This window comes from Vibrio sp. Y29_XK_CS5, from assembly GCF_024181835.1.
Taxonomy (GTDB): domain Bacteria; phylum Pseudomonadota; class Gammaproteobacteria; order Enterobacterales; family Vibrionaceae; genus Vibrio; species Vibrio harveyi.
In genome coordinates this window covers 406,111-422,969 of the sequence record NZ_JAMZAM010000001.1, presented here as the reverse complement: position 1 = coordinate 422,969, position 16,859 = coordinate 406,111, and the positions used below count along the sequence as shown (strand labels likewise).

Genomic DNA, 16,859 nt, shown 5'->3' with positions numbered 1-16,859 from the left:
CATGAAGAAACTTACTTTGCTCGCCCCTTTGTTCCTTGTCGGTTGTGGTGGTCTTGCCGTAATGGATCGATCCGATGCGGTGAAAGCACAACCTGAAATGTTGGTCAAAACAGATGGCGATTTCTGGGGATTTGGTGCTGATGGCTATTTCGACTTTGCTGGTAAGTACAAAGGAAAATACTCACGTAGCGCCTCAAAGTCGAGCTGGTTCAATCGCGTATCGTTTAAAGATGGGGCGATGGGTGCAGAAGTCACGCGCATCGACAATGGTAAAACTTGGCTATTGAGTTGCACGGGCGGCGGCATGTCAGTTAACTATATGGGCGTCGATTTCGGTGGAAACGATCCTTACACATGCCAAATCACCCAAGACGGTGTAAAAGTCGGTGAGTTTGCGATGGAGCCTAAATCGGCACTGATTGATATCAGCTTAGAAAAGAAAGAAACAGGCACCGTTCGCGTTGGCGACACTCATTTCAATGTGGAAACCGTACACACTAGCCCTGATTCCATGATGGCGGTAGACATTCCATTGGGTTACAGCTTTAAACAAGGCACACAAGAAATTGCGGCAGTGCAAACCAACGGCACAATCGCAGTACAGATGCTGCCAGAACTTAGCGAGCAACAAAAAGATGTTGTTGCTATCGGTGCGGTTGCAAGTGCACTGAGCTGGCGTCCCGAGCAGTAAACGTCTCATACCCTAAAAACCAAAGCCGCTAAAACGAGCGGCTTTTGTTTACTAACAACACTTGTTCTTACAAAGGCTATTTTTCCAATCGAGCCGCATATTGCTTAGGCGTTAAACCACGATGTTTTTTGAACATACGATTAAAGCTGGCCACATTGGTGTAACCGAGGCGCGCCGCAATATCTTCAATGCTGACGTGCTTACTCAACAAACCCGCAGCAACATTGCTCAATACGTAACCCGATACCGTGGAGAAATTGAGACCTAGTTTATGAAGCCGGCGCTGAAACTGCTGGTCAGATAATCCTAACAACGCAGAGACACGCTCTAGCGTTGGTAATCCGTAATGACTGCTGTAGTGCACCACTTCATATATCACTTTCAGTTCATCTTCTGGATCGGGCATATTGAGTAAATCATCCAAATCGGAAAAACTCATTGCTAAACGGTTGTCCTCGCGATGAATTACCTGTCGAGAAGCAAGACGGTCATCGCCGTTAATCCATATTTCGGTCTTGGGTTGGCTCCATTCTACTTCACAGCCAAAGTACTCTTTATAGAGCTCACCGTTTTTCCTAGAGCCAGAAATCATCACGCGCAATGGTTTGTAATCTTGTTCCAGAAATTCACGTAAAATCTTAATCATGAAAATCGCACAGCGAATGCTGTCATGTACTTTCACTGAGGTTTCAACGAAGGGGTTATGGTAAGTCCACTTGATGATCTTCCCTGACTGCTCGCCAGCAAAAAAAGCCCCCGATTGCAGGTTACTCACTCCGTAATTCACACGTCGAATCGTACTGGCTAAATCGTTACCAGAAAATAACCATCGACCGACAGGACCGAGTTTCTGCAATTCGATGCCACGACTCAAATTAAGCACCACATCAGGATCATTACTGAGTTGCTCAACACGTCGATACCATTCCGCGACCGCCTTTAAAGGCACCAATGTCATTGGGTTATGAAACACCGACGACGGGATCCCAAGCTCTTCAGAGCTCAAATTATACTTAGATAACGCGAGGTTATGCATATTTAAAATACCCATCGCGCGAATAAATCGAACCGTTTTCATAACCAATCACATCAAATTTAATCTTCTAGTGATTGAATTTGTCACAAACCCTCACCTATTTCAATTCCAGATCACAATACGCCAACAGTTTGATAGAGGAGTGTTTAATGAGTTTACTGAGTGTCCCATTTGTCGGAACAGGCGCAGATACAGCGTTACATGTTGTCGCTGCCGTCGTTTTAATCGCGAGTGTCGCTGGCGCATGTTACGGCTTTTGGAAAATCCATGAGTTGCCAATCAATAAGGCACACAGCAAAGACCATCACCAGATAGGGCTTATCACCGCCCTCACCTGGATAGGATTTGTCTGGCACTGGGTATGGGTGTTAGCCGTAATCTTTGCATTCGTTGATATGGAAAAAGCCATCATCAATCTGCGTGATACATGGAAAAGTAAACCGCAAACAGAAACACAGCCACAAGAGGAGGCATAATGTTAGAAGGTTTAGCGGTATGGGCACTCTTCATCTACCTGCTCCGTTTAGTCGGTATGCCTTGGAACAAAGCAACCAAATCGTTCGCTTATCTTGGCGGTTTAGGTTGGTTAATGTTCGTATGGGTAGGTCTCATTAACTTCACGCCTATGGACTTATCTGGCGGCTCTGTTGTGCAATCACCGCACATCCAATTGCGTCCAGATTCGACCAACGTGAAAGGCAAAGTTGACCATATTTACATCAAACCAAATCAACAGATTGAGAAAGGTCAGCTCATTTACGAACTCGATCCAACGCAGTATGAGATCGCATTGAACCAAGCAAACGTGTCAGCTGATTCGGCTCGAGTAGCACTGGCAACAGCACAAGGTGATATCGAGATTGAAGAAGCAAACCATCAAGCTCTGGTACAAGATCTAGAAACCTCCAAGAGCCAATTAGAAGCGGCGAAAGTTGACTACAAATTGCAGAAAAAGATGCTCGATCGTTACGTTGAACAAAACCGTGTGGTCCAAAACACCATCACGGAAAGCGACATCGACAAACAATCGAGTGCCGTTGATATGGCACGCCACAACGTGTTAACTCTTGAATCTCAAATTAAGAAGAAACAAGTTGATATCTCACGAGCAAAACTGGCAATTCATAAAGCAGAATTAGCAGTTGAAACCAAACAGGCTGAATTGCGCCAAGCTGAGGAGCAAATTGCAAAAGCACAATGGGATTTGAGCAGTACGAAAGTTCACGCACCAGCAGATGGCTTTGTGACCAACTTTATCTTGCGTGAAGGTCAACGTGTTTCGATGATGCCGCGTATCAATATGTACACCAACGAGAAGTACGTTCTGATGCGCGTCAATCACCAAGCGATTCGTAACATCAAACCAGGTCAACCTGCGGAATTCTCTTCTTCGGTTTATCCTGGCAAGATCTTCTCTGCAACCGTAGAGGGCATTGTTGAAGCGACTGGTGAGTCACAAGGCAACCTACTTGGTTTGGATGATTCCGTTCGCGCGACAACTGGCAAGAACTTACAGAATAAGCATCACTTTGTCCGCCTTAAGATTGACGAGCCAGAAGGCTACGATATCCCTGTCGGTTCGGTTGGCTTAGCATGGGTCAGCGGCGAGAAGCCGATCGGTTTCCTAGCGTTCTTGGATGTGATTCGTGGCATCATCATCCGAATGAAGTCTCAACTGTACTTCTTCTACTCTATCTAAACTCATAAACCGCCAGTTCTGCTGGCGGTTTTCTTTTCATTTGTATCCAAGCACGTACTTTTCCCGTATAACAAATAGTTAGTCATAAGCGGAGAAGATTCATGTCGGCAAAGGAAAGAAGCCTACCTACCCATCGTATCTCAAGATTCAGCAAGTTTGCTTCCCTTGCAACCCGTGTCGCAGGCAACGTAATTGCAGAAGGCACTAAACAAATCGCCAAAGGTAATAAACCTAAAGCGAAAGACCTGTTGCTGACGCCACAAAACATCGCGCGTTTAACAGACCAACTTGCTCACTTGCGTGGCGCTGCAATGAAGCTTGGTCAAATGCTCTCAATGGATGCTGGTGATGTTTTAGAACCTGAACTCGCCGATATTCTCTCTCGCCTTCGCTCCAACGCAGACCCGATGCCAGCCAAACAGCTAAATGGAGTAATGGAAAGTTCATTAGGGACGAATTGGAAAGCCGAGTTCCTGTCCTTTAACTTCAAGCCAATTGCCAGTGCCTCAATCGGACAAGTACACCAAGCCTACAGCGACGGAGGTGATAACCTAGCAGTCAAAGTGCAATATCCTGGCATAAGAAAGAGCATCGACAGCGACGTAGACAACGTGGGTACTTTGCTCAAAGTCGTTGGGTTGATTCCCGAGTCTGTTGATTACAAAGGGTTGCTGGAAGAAGCCAAAAAGCAACTGCATGATGAAGCCGATTACGCACGAGAAGCGCAATTTGCCATTCGTTATCATGACGCTTTGAAGGATCACCCTCATTTTGTCGTGCCAAAGATTCACACTGAAAGTTGTTCAGAATCCGTTCTCGCTATGGAATTCATTGATGGCAGCCCGATTGAGCAAATTGAATACTATGACCAAAATACGCGTGACTTCGTTATGCACAGCCTGCTCGAATTGCTATTCCGAGAGCTGTTCGAATTCAAGATGGTGCAAACCGATCCCAACTTTGCCAACTATTTATACATAGAGAACACCCGTCAAATCGGCTTGTTAGATTTCGGTGCGACTCGCAAGTACAGCGAACGATTCAGCACTGGTTATCGCCAAGCTTTTGCATCGGTTGTTAACGACGACGAACAAGGCTTGAACGATGCACTGGAACAGATTGGTTTCTTCAGCACAACCATCATGCCTACGCAGCGCCAAGCGATTCTTGATTTGGTAAAAATGGCATGTGAGCCAATGTTAGTGGATGAGCCTTATGACTTCAGAGCCAGCGGTTTAGCTCAGAAACTTAGAGAAGCTGGCACCATTCTAAGCATGGAGCAAGACTACTGGCACACGCCACCAGCAGATGCCCTATTCCTACATAGAAAGATCGGCGGAATGTACTTGCTGGCAGCCCGTATTGGCGCAAAAGTGAACATTCGCCAATTGGTCTCACCTTACCTACAGATAAGTAACCAATAGGCTATTGTTTTTCTGCTATTTTCGAGTACCTTGATCAGCTGCCTATAAGAATAATCTGACTGTCGGGGTGCTCGGTGAGTAAGTTTCAAGACCTCTCCACTCTAATCGAACAAATTGTCCAAGCAGACGAAGCGGATCAAGTCACCGCTTTGAATGATTCTATCGAATGCGGTCTCGAGCCCGGTGCTGTTGCGCTTATCCTCGAAGCCTTTCCTATCGATGATCGTGTGCGCTTGTGGCGTGCATTACCACTAGAGCTACATATTGATGTACTAACGGAAATGCGTGCTGAAGTGCGTCTTTCTATCATCGAAGCATTATCGGAAATAGAGCTAAAGCTCACGCTAGCCAAGCTAGATAACTTATCTTTAATCGAATGGGCAGACTCTCTGCCAGAAGAGTTCATCAATGAAGCACTAGAGCTTATCGAGAAAGATGAACTTGAGCTTTATGATCAAGCGAACGAATACGAAGACGAACAACTCGGTCGTTGGGCAGAGCGTAAGATAATCACCCTCCCTTTTAATATCACCGTTGGTAAAGCAAGACGCTTGATGGAGCGCTATAGCTACGATACACCACAGCAAGTGTATCTCATCAACCGTAAGAAACAGTTTCGTGGTGCGGTAAACTACTATGAAATCTTGCGTAGTGAAGCTGACGTCCGCCTTAAAACTTTAGCGATTGAGACCGTCACCGTACTCGATAGTAAAATGGAACTTCCGGAAGCAGTGGAAGCACTTGAGCACAGTGCGCTTCCGGCACTTCCGGTTACCGATGCGGATCAAACCCTGATCGGTGAAGTGGATTGGCAATTTGCATTGAGTACTCAACGTGAAATCTACGAAGCACGTTTGATGGCGGGTACCGGTATGGACGAAGGCGATGACTTATTCGCCCCTGTTTTAAAGAGTTCGCAAAAGCGTGGAGTTTGGTTGGGTATAAATTTACTCACTGCAATTCTAGCCTCCGTCACCATTGGTCTATTTGAAGACGTGATTGCGCAAGTGGTCGCCCTTGCTGTGCTGATGCCAATAGTAGCCTCAATGGGTGGTATCGCTGGTAGCCAAACACTGACCCTGATGGTTCGTGCTATGGCATTAAACCAGATCACTCCAGGTAACCGTTTTGCATTACTCAAAAACGAATTGGGAATCGGCTCTCTTAATGCATTGCTGTGGGCGCTGATCATCGGTGGTTTAGCAGGGCTTTGGTTCCAATCTCCCGTATTGGGCGGCACCATTGCTCTGGCGATAATCGTCAATATTGTTACTGCAGCCTTATTTGGTGTGCTTATCCCAATAGTTTTAGACAAGCTCAAACTCGATCCAGCATTGGCGGGCTCAGTGATTCTGACCACGGTAACGGATGTCGTTGGCTTCTTTGCCTTCTTAGGTACCGCAAGCCTAGTAATGTTATAAAAAGAATTACTCTAGTTAATTAATTCATCATTAGCATTATAATTACAAATTGCAATCCGCATTTGCAATTTGCAACAAACAGCTAAATTTAGGCAACTCATATCACAGAAACCGTGTTTTTTCGGTGGTTTTAAAGTTGGCACACTAACTGCATTATTTAAAGTGACCCTTCTTAAGCCGAGGGTCACCTAGCCAACTGACGTTGTTAGTGAACTTGAATTTGTTCACAAGTATATAAGCCAATCGCACTCTTTGCGGTTGGCTATTTTTTTGTCTATTCCGTCTCCAACTTCTTCGATTTACCCTCCCGCGCTCAGCAATCAACCTTATTGAATAACTTTACAATCGATTACACACGTAAAAGTTACGACGTTATCTGTTATAAATACCAACTTAACCCAAATCATCAAGTCAAACTCACAAAAGAATAAGCTTACAAATTGCCTTTCGATTAAATAACAAACAACGGTTACCAGCAAGCTCATAAAAACGTTTGCCAACCATCACTAAAATCAATCAAATCGCAATTTTATAAACAAACCACATAAATATGACATCATAACCACGAACCACCAATGACACCGATTTCATTACACATTACAGAAAACAAAACCCACTTGTAGCTAAACTTTTTTGATTTTTCAAAAAACCATAACACCATGTTTTAAAAAGCATTAATAAATAAAAACCTTAAAGCAAACGCTTAAGTTACAAAAAACTCATTGACTATGAGATTTACATCACGATAATACGCGCCGTTTGCCCAGAAATTGGGATCTATAATTCGTTTTAATTTTCTTTGCGGAGGTAAAAATGGCTGCAGACAATAACTACAGTCTTGGACCGGTTCCTAACACTGCCAGAAAGGGTGTTGCATCATTAACCATGGTAATGTTGGGACTCACTTTCTTCTCCGCAAGTATGTGGACAGGCGGTTCGCTCGGTACCGGACTTTCTTTTGATGATTTCTTCCTCGCTGTTCTTATTGGTAACCTAATCCTCGGCATCTACACTTCTTTCCTCGGTTACATCGGCGCTTCTACTGGTCTCTCTACTCACCTCCTTGCTCGTTTCTCATTTGGCTCTAAAGGCTCTTGGCTCCCTTCCGCTCTTCTTGGCGGCACACAAGTTGGTTGGTTTGGTGTTGGCGTGGCTATGTTTGCAATTCCAGTAAACAAAGCAACAGGCATTGACACAAACACACTCATTATCATTTCTGGTCTACTCATGACCGCAACGGTTTACTTCGGTATCTCTGCACTAATGGTACTTTCAGCGATTGCAGTACCAGCGATTGCTCTGCTTGGTGGTTACTCAGTAGTCGAAGCGGTAAACAGCGTTGGTGGTGTAGCTGAGCTACAAAAAGTACAACCAGCGCAACCTATCGACTTTTCTGTAGCGCTAGCAATGGTCGTTGGCTCATTTGTCAGTGCAGGGACACTAACTGCAGACTTCGTACGTTTCGGCAAAAAGCCAAAAGGTGCCGTGATGGTCACAATGGTGGCATTCTTCATCGGTAACTCATTGATGTTCATCTTCGGTGCCGCAGGTGCCGCAGTAACCGGTCAATCAGACATTTCAGAAGTGATGATTGCGCAAGGTCTTCTTATCCCAGCTATCATCGTGCTTGGCTTAAACATCTGGACAACCAATGACAATGCGCTTTACGCATCAGGTCTAGGATTCTCCAACATCACAGGCTTGCCAAGTAAATACATCTCTATGGCAAACGGTTTAATAGGTACATTGTGCGCACTATGGCTGTACAATAACTTTGTAGGCTGGTTAACCTTCCTATCGCTTGCAATTCCACCAATTGGTGGCGTCATTATTGCGGACTTCTTCATGAACCGTAAACGTTACAAAAATTTCGCAGCAGCAGAGTTCCAAACAGTCAACTGGGCTGGCATTATCGCAGTAGCGATTGGCGTTGCAGCAGGTCACTTCCTTCCGGGCGTAGTACCTGTGAACGCGGTACTAGGCGGCACAATCAGCTACCTGATTCTAAATCCTATTCTTAATAAAAAGACACTGGCACAGCAGCCAGCGTAAGGAACCATCATGACAACACTATTGATCAAGAACGCAACGCTTAAGGGACAGGAAGGTCTCCAGCAGATTTTGATTGAGGATGGTCAATTCAAGCGTATTGAAGACAATAATGTAGAACTAGATTACACAGGTGACACTCTTGATGCGGAGGGCGGCATGGCTGTCGCGCCATTCTGTGAGCCGCACATTCACCTAGACACCACGCAAACCGCTGGTGAGCCGAGCTGGAACATCTCTGGTACCCTTTTCGAAGGTATCGAGCGTTGGGCTGAGCGCAAAGAAATGCTGTCGATTGAAGACGTAAAATCACGCGCGAAACAAACACTTAAGTGGCAAATTGCAAACGGTGTACAGCACGTTCGTACTCACGTTGACGTTTCTGACCCTACTCTAATTGCTCTAAAAGCAATGGTAGAAGTACGCGAAGAAATGAAAGAGTGGGTAGACATCCAAATCGTTGCGTTTCCACAAGAAGGCATTCTGTCTTATCCGAACGGCAAAGAATTGCTAGAAGAGGCAGTTCAGTTGGGTGCTGACGTTATTGGTGCTATTCCTCACTTTGAATTCACTCGTGAGTACGGCATCGAGTCTCTGCACTACGTTTTCGAACTGGCACAGAAATACGACCGTTTGATCGACGTACACTGTGATGAGATCGATGACGAGCAATCACGCTTTGTTGAAACACTTGCAGCGCTAGCGCACAAGTTCAACATGGGTCACAAGGTAACCGCAAGCCATACAACGGCGATGGGCTCTTACAACGGTGCTTACGCATCTCGCCTGTTCCGTCTGCTACGCATGTCTGGCATCAACTTTGTTGCAAACCCATTGGTGAACATCCACCTTCAAGGTCGCTTCGATGATTACCCGAAACGCCGTGGTGTGACTCGTGTAAAAGAAATGCTGAACGCCAACATCAACGTATGTTTTGGTCACGATGACGTCTTTGATCCTTGGTACCCACTAGGCACAGCAAACATGCTGCAAGTTCTGCACATGGGTCTGCACGTATGTCAGGTAATGGGTTACGACCAAATCAACAACTCACTTGATCTGATCAGCACCAATTCAGCACGCACACTGAACATTCAAGACAAACACGGCATTGAAGCAGGTAAGCCAGGTAGCTTGCTTATCCTTCCTGCAGAAAATGGTTTTGATGCAGTGCGCCGCCAAGTACCTGTTCGCTACTCTGTTCGCCACGGTAAAGTCATTGCTGAAACTCAACCGGCAACAACGCACATTCACCTTGGTCAACAAGAGCAAGTAACGTACAAGCGTTAATCTCTAATCTGCACATACAAAAAAAGGGTCTGACTTGCATCAGACCCTTTTTTATTTCTTTACGCGTTGCGTTAGCTGTCTACGGCAACTAATGACATTTCTTAGCAACGAGGGTGTATTCCCTAAATAAACAACCTTGCCATCTTGATCAATGATTGCAGGAACAACCTTTAAGCCTTTCATGTCTGCGCCGTATTCCACCAACTTACGCTCTAGCTCATATAAATCCTGCATAGCTTGGGCTCAATTTATAATTCTCAATTTCGCGTGAATGCTATCCCTCTGAAGGAGGATTAATATTGATCCAGATCACAAAATGGCGATCCAGTTTATGCTTGGCTCAAACATGAGACAGCACAAGCGATCTTGCGCTATTTCCACCATTTTAGATTGTTATCTGTTGTGATATTACTTCAAATTATATTTCAGAATATAGATAGTTTACGTAATAAATATTTGCACTCGTGTTGAACAAGCACTAAAGTTAGCAAGTTAGTTGAGCTTTATATTAAAAAGCCAAAAATCGCCCAAAGTAGATTTACCACTAACAACGTCAAAATTAGTGCTTATAAAATAAAAGAATAAAACCATATAGGGTCAACAGCGATGTTGACCCTTTTCTTTATCTCTTTTTTATCGAGCTATTCAGTTAAGATTTGAGCTTTTTAATAAAAATTATTTACATGTGATAACTGACGGTTATCAGCGAGATAAGTGGATTCACAATCAAACAGCGTTCAATAATAGCTCCGAACCAAACATCTCGGAGTGAACACATGAACATTTTCAACAAAACAACATTGGTCGCGGCGCTATCTCTTCCCCTACTTGCAGGATGCGTGACTCCGGGAGAAGACGATCCAAATGCATTAACAAAACAAGGAGCCGCTGGCGGTGCACTTCTCGGTCTTACTATGGGCGCATTAACTGGCGACGCAGAGCTTGCAATGAAAGGCGCTGTCGCAGGTGGTGTTGCTGGCGGAGTAGCAGGAGCTGGCGCAGATATTCACAACAATCGAGAAAACATTCGCCATGATAGCCGTAACGAAGCGATTGGTGGCATCAATGGCGATCAGAATACAGCAACCACCAACGCACCTCAGCAATGGCAAGAAATCGATAACTTTGTTGGGGATTGGAACGTAAACATCCAAAACCACAATCGCGATTTTAAAGGCTTAGACGGCTTACAAGCGCACGGTTCTCTAGCGAAAACAACAGAAGCAAATATTAAGGTGACCAACTCGCAAGGTGTTGACCTTAATGCCGCATTCACGTTCGACCAACAAGCTGGCTATCAATTGACATTAACTAACCAAGCAAAAGATGTATCGGTCGCATTTGCAGGCGAGCAACAAGCGCAAAGCAATCGCTACAACTTCTATCCGATGAACATTAACGACGTTATCTATCAAGGAATTCCAACCGGTGATGTACGTGTGGAACTAGGTTTCGCAGGTCCAAACGTTTGGACCATCGATAGCTATGCATACATCGACGGAGCAGAGCAAAAAGTGCAGACGTTCCGCTTCACTCGTACACAATAAAACGACAACGTATTCATCGTAACATCGCAATAACAACGTCTCATTTGGCAATTTAATAAAGGCTTAGGCATACTCTGTCTAAGCCTTTATTTTTTAGAAGAAATCCATGTCTCAACTCAATACATCAGAGCTCAACCGATTTGAGTCTCAGTTCCTTCAATTTATGCAACAAGAGATGCAAACCGATGCGGCTCACGACCTCAGCCATGTCCGCCGCGTAGTCAAGACAGCTCGCCAGCTTGCACTTCAAGAAGGCGCTGAGTTAGCAGTTGTGTTACCCGCAGCCTATTTGCATGATTGTTTCACCTATCCCAAAGATCACCCAAACCGTAAACAAAGCTCTGCTATTGCTGCAACCAAAGCCATTTCGTTTCTTGAAAGTATCGATTACCCTGCTCAATACCATGACGCCATTGCCCACGCGATCGAATCGCACAGTTTTAGCGCCAATATTACGCCAAATACTTTGGAAGCTCAGGTCGTCCAAGACGCAGACCGCTTAGATGCGCTTGGCGCTATTGGCGTTACACGCTGTATTCAAGTCAGCACGCTATTTGATGCCACTTTGTATAACGAACAGGATATGTTTGCAGAGCATCGAGAACTGGAAGATAAACGATTCACCATCGATCACTTCCAAACCAAACTGTTTAAAATTGTAGATACGATGAACACCAAAGCGGCGTATGAAGAAGCTGTGAAGCGTAAAGCGTTTATGCAATCTTACCTAGAACAGTTGCGCCAAGAAGTAGAAGGTTAATATGTCGGAAAGTCACAACCTAATTAAAGAGCTTAAACGCCAGCTCAAGTTGTCCGGTATACACTATGTCGATGTAGCAAAACACTTGGGCTTAAGCGAAGGTTCCGTAAAGCGCTTATTGGCAGAAGGCAGTCAAATTAGCCTCGATCGGTTGGAGCGAATCTGTCAACTAATTGGTTTGGAAATGGCAGAATTGTTTAAGCTATCAGCGGCACGTAACAAAGGGCTGGAATCGCTCACGTTAGAACAAGAAAAGCAGCTGGTCGACGATAAGGGCTTGTTGCTTGTTGCGGTATGTGTGGTTAATGGTTATCGCTTCGAGCAAATCATCGAGCAATACACCTTTGATGAATTGGAGCTCATACAAAAGCTCGCCCAACTCGATCGTCTCAATATCATTGACTTGCTACCAGGTAATAAGATTCGTCTACGTATCTCCCCGACTTTTCGTTGGCACACTGGCGGTCCTATTCAGCGCTTCTTCCAACAACAAGTTCAAGATGCCTTCTTCCAAAGCTATTTCTCCGCCGAAGATGAAAAACTGGTGATGGCGACGGGGCTGATGAGCTTGCCAACAAACAAAAAGATGCAACAGAAGCTACAGAAGGTCATTGATGAGTTTTACCAAATCTGCCAAAGCGACGACTCATTAGACATGAACGAGAAACACGGTACTTCTCTAGTGATTGCCATGCGTCGCTGGACATTTCCGCTGTTTAAGCCTTGGGAACGTAAATAGGGAATACCTGATGCTCGATAAACTCAAAAGCCTATCTATTAAGACAAGACCTGTTCTCCCTTTATTCGTGTTAATTGCATTTGGTGGTTTTGCTGTGTTCGTTGCCACGCTTCTGCAACTTTCCAATATGGTTAAAGAGTCTTATCTGATTCCGAGTGGTGTAGCGGCTTTATGGGCTCTTGCCGCTTGGGTGATGATCTCAAGCTTTCAGCATGTTCCAGAGCTTACGCCAAGCCTTGGCTTTTTCAAACGAATGAAAGCTCGCATGGTACGTCTGTTTTTTTATCTCATTGCTTTGGGCTTTATAGGATTATCTGGCTTCATCCTATTTGTCACATTGAGAATGCTCAGTGTCTGGTTCCGACACTAAATTCATACTCGTAATACATAAAAGCACCAGTTCGTATCAAATCACGAATTTATGCAATCAAAAGTAGCATTAAGTGTTACTTTTGGTTTCTCATAACGTAACTCTTTTCTTCACACTGGCTTCCTAAAGCCAAGCCTTTAAAGTGCTCCCATCTCAACGCTATTTCGCCTTTACGGAGCCAGCATGTTTCTCACTAAACGATTCTTCCCTTATTTCGTCACTCAGTGCCTTGGTGCACTGAACGACAATATCTACAAAAATGTTCTTTTACTGATGGTGACGTACAGCCAAATTGGCTCACTGCCAATGTCGGTTGACCTTTTTGTTAACCTTGCTGCTGGCTTGTTTATCCTTCCCTTTTTTCTGTTTTCTGCCCACGCAGGTGCGATTGCAGACAACATGGACAAAGCAAAATTGATCCGCCGCTTAAAACTTATTGAATTAGTGATCATGAGTTGCGCTGCGACTGCCATTATGACGCAGAGTGCTATCCTGATGCTCGTCCTCCTCTTCATGACTGGTACTCAATCGGCTTATTTCGGTCCAGTGAAATACGCTCTACTTCCTCAAGCGCTAAAGTCGAATGAACTAGTGAAAGGTAACGCTTGGGTTGAGATGGGGACTTTCCTTTCGATTCTGATTGGTACATTAAGCGCTGGTCTATTACTCGCAGTTCCAAACGGCATGATTATCGCCTCTTGCATTGTGATTACGCTATCTCTGCTTGGTCTGTTAAGCAGCGCTAACATCCCTTCTCTGCCAAGTAAGAAAAGTGACAAAGTAAAGTTCGAGCCTATTACTGGTTTGAAGAAAACGCTCAAACTGGCACAAAAACAACGCGGTATTTGGATGTCGATTCTAGCCATCAGTTGGTTCTGGTTTATGGGCGCAACTTACCTGACCCAATTTCCAAATTTTGCTCGCGAACACTTATTCGCAGACAGCACTGTGGTTTCTCTATTATTGGCTCTATTTTCAATTGGTATCGCTACGGGTTCATGGCTATGTGAGAAGTTGTCTTTCAATCAAGTAGAACTGGGCATTCTGCCATTTGGTATTTTGGGCTTAACAATTTTCAGTGCAGACCTTTTATGGGCGGTGCCTGCAATCGAATCTTTTCCGAGTCAGTATTACGATATACATAACTTTGTTACTCAGTCTTCGCATATTCGAGTGATGTTCGATTTGTTCTTGGTTGGTGTGAGCGGCGGTGTGTTTATTGTTCCCCTTTATGCGTTTATCCAATCACGCTCTGAAGAAGGCGAATGTGCTCAATCTATTGCAGCCAATAACATAATGAATGCACTATTTATGGTCGCTTCTGCTGCTGTTTCAATCTTGATCTTAAGTGTTTTAGAGTTCTCTATCGTTGAACTGTTTGCCATTTTGGCCGTCGGTAACTTCATCGTAGCTGTCTACGTTTACCGCCAAGTACCTGAGTTTACTCAGCGCTTTGTTAGCTACTTACTAAGCCACTGTTTGTACCGAGTATCCGTAACTGGTCGTCAGCACATCCCAGAGCAAGGTGCAGCCCTGATTGTGGCAAACCATGTGAGCTATGTAGATGCTTTGATTCTAATGGGCACATCAACCCGCCCTGTGCGATTTGTGATGGACAAATCAATCAGCGAGCTGCCTGTTCTTAAATACGTCTTCCGCCATGCTGGCGTCATCCCAATTTGCTCTCCACGCAAATGCGCAGAGACTTACAAAAAAGCTTTCGAACAGATTGAGCAGGCTCTTAGTAACGATGAAGTTGTTTGTATCTTCCCTGAAGGTCGCTTGACCTCAAATGGCGAACTAGGCGAGTTCAGACCCGGTGTTGAGAAGATTTTAAAGCGTACACCTGTACCCGTGATTCCAATGGCGTTAAAAGGCTTATGGGGATCTTTCTTCAGTCACAAAAATGGACATGCGTTAACTAAACGCCCTACTCGCTTTTGGTCTCGTATCGAAGTCAATATCGGTGAGTTATTGCAACCAGCCACACTAGATCGCCATTTGTTACAAAAAGAAGTGCAAGATTTGCTAATTCGCTGACAGTAGCCCTGTGGAGAATTTAGTAGGATAAAGTCAACATCATAAATCTAGGAGGTATTATGAAAATCATCATCTTACATGGTCTTTATATGCATGGGCTGGTCATGCAGCCTCTTAGCCAAAAGCTGAGAAAGCTGGGCTACGAGACCCAAGTATTGAGTTACAACACGGTTTCAATTAATGAAGAATCGCTATTTAACTCCATCGACAAAGCGCTTAACCCGTTGACTGCTAATGTGTTAGTGGGTCATAGCCTAGGTGGCTTGATGATTAAACGATACCTCGCAAGCAGAAAACCATCGACAAGCCTCGTTTCTCACGTTGTTGCAATTGGCTCACCGCTGAAAGGCGCTTCCATTGTGACTCGCATTCAGGATTTAGGTTTAGGTGCGATTCTTGGTAACTCACCATACCATGGTCTGAATAAGCACGAGGACAGTTGGACTTTCCCACAAAAGCTTGGCAGCATCGCTGGCACGATGGCAATTGGTGCAAGACCCATTCTAATGCACAGAGACAACACCATGTCTGACGGTACGGTTACTGTCGATGAGACACGCTTAGAGGGCATGCAAGACCATATTGAGACCAAACAAACTCATACCAGCCTTATATACAACACCTACGTGCCTGCACAGATTGATCACTTTATCAAAACTGATCACTTCAGCCGATAGCGCACTTTTCCATCAAGTAGTTGCAATCTACTTTTCAAGCCAAGGCGTTCGCAGTACTATCCCTACTCCGACCACTCATTTGAGTGTCGGAGTTTTTTACTTCTGACCATATTGGTTGGATTCAATGTTCTCAGGGCGGGGCGAAATTCCCCACCGGCGGTATACTCTTTTGAGTGAGCCCGCGAGCGCTCGATTCGTCGAGGTCAGCAGATCTGGTGAGATGCCAGAGCCGACGGTTATAGTCCGGATGAAAGAGAATAAGAAAACATCAGCGTTTTCCTCAACGTTCTTTGTTGATGAACACTGGTGCACTTCTTTTTGGATCGCATTTTTATTGCGTGGGTTTGTGCCAACTTACCGTTGGCGGCTCAGCGCATGCATAAAATGTGACGATCCCTCATACCGCCCTGATTCTGGTGATATTTAGGAGTTAACCATGAATCAGTCATCACTACTTGCCGAATTTGGCGACCCAATTACTCGCGTTGAAAACGCACTTATCGCACTTAAAGAAGGTCGTGGCGTACTTCTTCTCGACGATGAAGATCGTGAAAACGAAGGCGACATCATTTATTCCGTAGAGCACTTAACCAATGAGCAAATGGCTCTTATGATCCGCGAATGCAGCGGTATTGTTTGTCTGTGTCTGACCGATGCTCAAGCAGACAAGTTGGAACTGCCACCAATGGTTGTAAACAACAACAGCGCAAACCAAACGGCTTTCACAGTTTCTATTGAAGCAAAACATGGTGTAACAACTGGCGTTTCTGCCGCTGACCGCGTGACGACCATCAAAACAGCTGCTAATCCAAATGCAAAACCAGACGACTTGGCTCGTCCTGGTCACGTGTTCCCGCTGCGCGCTCGTCCTGGTGGCGTAATGACTCGCCGTGGTCACACAGAAGGCACTATCGATCTAATGCAAATGGCAGGTTTGCAGCCTGCTGGCGTGTTATGTGAGGTGACAAATCCAGATGGCACTATGGCAAAAACACCAGAGATCGTCGCGTTTGGTCGTTTACACAACATGCCAGTACTGACCATCGAAGATATGGTTGCTTACCGTAATCAATTTGATTTGAAGCTAGCGTAATCAACACGTATTTGCTCTAGTAA

Annotated in this window: 16 protein-coding genes and 1 riboswitch; of the genes, 14 read left to right on the top strand and 2 right to left on the bottom strand. The window is 44.9% G+C overall.

Annotation, left to right across the window (positions count from 1 at the left end; genetic code table 11):
- The first annotated feature begins 1 nt into the window (after nucleotide 1).
- Nucleotides 2-691, top strand: a complete 690-nt coding sequence (locus NL647_RS02045; RefSeq protein WP_049536526.1) for a hypothetical protein — start codon at nucleotides 2-4, stop codon at nucleotides 689-691.
- A gap of 76 nt (nucleotides 692-767) precedes the next feature.
- Here NL647_RS02045 and NL647_RS02040 read toward each other — a convergent pair whose 3' ends face one another.
- Nucleotides 768-1,769, bottom strand: a complete 1,002-nt coding sequence (locus NL647_RS02040) for an AraC family transcriptional regulator (protein WP_253649543.1) — start codon at nucleotides 1,767-1,769, stop codon at nucleotides 768-770.
- Between the two features lie 107 nt (nucleotides 1,770-1,876).
- Between NL647_RS02040 and NL647_RS02035 the strand changes: the two genes are divergently transcribed.
- The 6 genes from NL647_RS02035 to NL647_RS02010 all read left to right on the top strand — a co-directional run bounded on the left by NL647_RS02035 (nucleotide 1,877) and on the right by NL647_RS02010 (nucleotide 9,610).
- The gene (locus NL647_RS02035; RefSeq protein WP_005433326.1) at nucleotides 1,877-2,203 is read left to right on the top strand and encodes an MFS transporter; all 327 of its coding nucleotides are present in this window, start codon (nucleotides 1,877-1,879) and stop codon (nucleotides 2,201-2,203) included.
- Nucleotides 2,203-3,426: an HlyD family secretion protein gene (locus NL647_RS02030; protein ID WP_009701696.1), complete on the top strand. Its 1,224-nt coding sequence runs from the start codon at nucleotides 2,203-2,205 to the stop codon at nucleotides 3,424-3,426. The genes NL647_RS02035 and NL647_RS02030 overlap by 1 nt, the downstream gene beginning before the upstream one ends.
- Nucleotides 3,427-3,527: 101 nt before the next feature.
- Nucleotides 3,528-4,850 carry an AarF/ABC1/UbiB kinase family protein gene (locus tag NL647_RS02025; protein WP_253649542.1) on the top strand — a complete coding sequence of 441 codons (1,323 nt, stop codon included), beginning with the start codon at nucleotides 3,528-3,530 and terminating at the stop codon, nucleotides 4,848-4,850.
- Nucleotides 4,851-4,924: 74 nt separating this feature from the next.
- Nucleotides 4,925-6,271 (top strand): magnesium transporter, encoded by a 1,347-nt coding sequence (locus NL647_RS02020; RefSeq protein WP_009696247.1) that lies wholly within the window; start codon nucleotides 4,925-4,927, stop codon nucleotides 6,269-6,271.
- A gap of 813 nt (nucleotides 6,272-7,084) precedes the next feature.
- Nucleotides 7,085-8,323 carry a cytosine permease gene (codB, locus tag NL647_RS02015; protein WP_005453535.1) on the top strand — a complete coding sequence of 413 codons (1,239 nt, stop codon included), beginning with the start codon at nucleotides 7,085-7,087 and terminating at the stop codon, nucleotides 8,321-8,323.
- Between the two features lie 9 nt (nucleotides 8,324-8,332).
- Nucleotides 8,333-9,610 (top strand): cytosine deaminase, encoded by a 1,278-nt coding sequence (locus tag NL647_RS02010; protein ID WP_009696249.1) that lies wholly within the window; start codon nucleotides 8,333-8,335, stop codon nucleotides 9,608-9,610.
- Nucleotides 9,611-9,661: 51 nt separating this feature from the next.
- On the opposite strand, the gene NL647_RS02005 is transcribed toward NL647_RS02010, so the two are convergent.
- Nucleotides 9,662-9,844, bottom strand: coding sequence for a hypothetical protein (locus NL647_RS02005; protein ID WP_005453531.1), 183 nt, complete (start codon nucleotides 9,842-9,844; stop codon nucleotides 9,662-9,664).
- Nucleotides 9,845-10,386: 542 nt separating this feature from the next.
- Between NL647_RS02005 and NL647_RS02000 the strand changes: the two genes are divergently transcribed.
- The 7 genes from NL647_RS02000 (at nucleotide 10,387) to ribB (ending at nucleotide 16,836) form a co-directional block, all read left to right on the top strand.
- Nucleotides 10,387-11,157 carry a hypothetical protein gene (locus tag NL647_RS02000; protein ID WP_253649541.1) on the top strand — a complete coding sequence of 257 codons (771 nt, stop codon included), beginning with the start codon at nucleotides 10,387-10,389 and terminating at the stop codon, nucleotides 11,155-11,157.
- Between the two features lie 106 nt (nucleotides 11,158-11,263).
- Nucleotides 11,264-11,917: an HD domain-containing protein gene (locus NL647_RS01995; protein WP_017819324.1), complete on the top strand. Its 654-nt coding sequence runs from the start codon at nucleotides 11,264-11,266 to the stop codon at nucleotides 11,915-11,917.
- A 1-nt stretch (nucleotide 11,918) separates the two neighbouring features.
- On the top strand, nucleotides 11,919-12,656 hold the full coding sequence (locus tag NL647_RS01990; RefSeq protein WP_029790062.1) for a helix-turn-helix transcriptional regulator: 738 nt from the start codon (nucleotides 11,919-11,921) through the stop codon (nucleotides 12,654-12,656).
- 10 nt (nucleotides 12,657-12,666) lie between these two features.
- Nucleotides 12,667-13,026: a hypothetical protein gene (locus NL647_RS01985; RefSeq protein ID WP_017188705.1), complete on the top strand. Its 360-nt coding sequence runs from the start codon at nucleotides 12,667-12,669 to the stop codon at nucleotides 13,024-13,026.
- Nucleotides 13,027-13,209: 183 nt separating this feature from the next.
- A complete protein-coding gene (locus tag NL647_RS01980; protein ID WP_253649540.1) occupies nucleotides 13,210-15,066 on the top strand; it encodes an MFS transporter in 1,857 nt (618 codons plus the stop codon).
- Between the two features lie 59 nt (nucleotides 15,067-15,125).
- Nucleotides 15,126-15,743 carry a cob(I)alamin adenolsyltransferase/cobinamide ATP-dependent adenolsyltransferase gene (locus NL647_RS01975; RefSeq protein ID WP_005453520.1) on the top strand — a complete coding sequence of 206 codons (618 nt, stop codon included), beginning with the start codon at nucleotides 15,126-15,128 and terminating at the stop codon, nucleotides 15,741-15,743.
- 122 nt (nucleotides 15,744-15,865) lie between these two features.
- Nucleotides 15,866-16,006, top strand: a riboswitch (FMN riboswitch).
- A 173-nt stretch (nucleotides 16,007-16,179) separates the two neighbouring features.
- Nucleotides 16,180-16,836: a 3,4-dihydroxy-2-butanone-4-phosphate synthase gene (gene ribB, locus NL647_RS01970; RefSeq protein WP_005453519.1), complete on the top strand. Its 657-nt coding sequence runs from the start codon at nucleotides 16,180-16,182 to the stop codon at nucleotides 16,834-16,836.
- Nucleotides 16,837-16,859 lie beyond the last annotated feature (23 nt).

Bases quoted from the DNA above. Each gene is read 5' to 3' on its own strand.
- NL647_RS01995 (WP_017819324.1), top strand. From the start codon at position 11,264: ATGTCTCAACTCAATACATCAGAGCTCAACCGATTTGAGTCTCAGTTC.
- NL647_RS01990 (WP_029790062.1), top strand. From the start codon at position 11,919: ATGTCGGAAAGTCACAACCTAATTAAAGAGCTTAAACGCCAGCTCAAG.
- ribB (WP_005453519.1), top strand. From the start codon at position 16,180: ATGAATCAGTCATCACTACTTGCCGAATTTGGCGACCCAATTACTCGC.
- NL647_RS02005 (WP_005453531.1), bottom strand. From the start codon at position 9,844: ATGCAGGATTTATATGAGCTAGAGCGTAAGTTGGTGGAATACGGCGCA.
- NL647_RS01975 (WP_005453520.1), top strand. From the start codon at position 15,126: ATGAAAATCATCATCTTACATGGTCTTTATATGCATGGGCTGGTCATG.
- NL647_RS02040 (WP_253649543.1), bottom strand. From the start codon at position 1,769: ATGAAAACGGTTCGATTTATTCGCGCGATGGGTATTTTAAATATGCAT.
- NL647_RS02025 (WP_253649542.1), top strand. From the start codon at position 3,528: ATGTCGGCAAAGGAAAGAAGCCTACCTACCCATCGTATCTCAAGATTC.
- NL647_RS02035 (WP_005433326.1), top strand. From the start codon at position 1,877: ATGAGTTTACTGAGTGTCCCATTTGTCGGAACAGGCGCAGATACAGCG.
- NL647_RS02045 (WP_049536526.1), top strand. From the start codon at position 2: ATGAAGAAACTTACTTTGCTCGCCCCTTTGTTCCTTGTCGGTTGTGGT.
- codB (WP_005453535.1), top strand. From the start codon at position 7,085: ATGGCTGCAGACAATAACTACAGTCTTGGACCGGTTCCTAACACTGCC.
- NL647_RS01980 (WP_253649540.1), top strand. From the start codon at position 13,210: ATGTTTCTCACTAAACGATTCTTCCCTTATTTCGTCACTCAGTGCCTT.
- NL647_RS02030 (WP_009701696.1), top strand. From the start codon at position 2,203: ATGTTAGAAGGTTTAGCGGTATGGGCACTCTTCATCTACCTGCTCCGT.
- NL647_RS02000 (WP_253649541.1), top strand. From the start codon at position 10,387: ATGAACATTTTCAACAAAACAACATTGGTCGCGGCGCTATCTCTTCCC.
- NL647_RS01985 (WP_017188705.1), top strand. From the start codon at position 12,667: ATGCTCGATAAACTCAAAAGCCTATCTATTAAGACAAGACCTGTTCTC.
- NL647_RS02010 (WP_009696249.1), top strand. From the start codon at position 8,333: ATGACAACACTATTGATCAAGAACGCAACGCTTAAGGGACAGGAAGGT.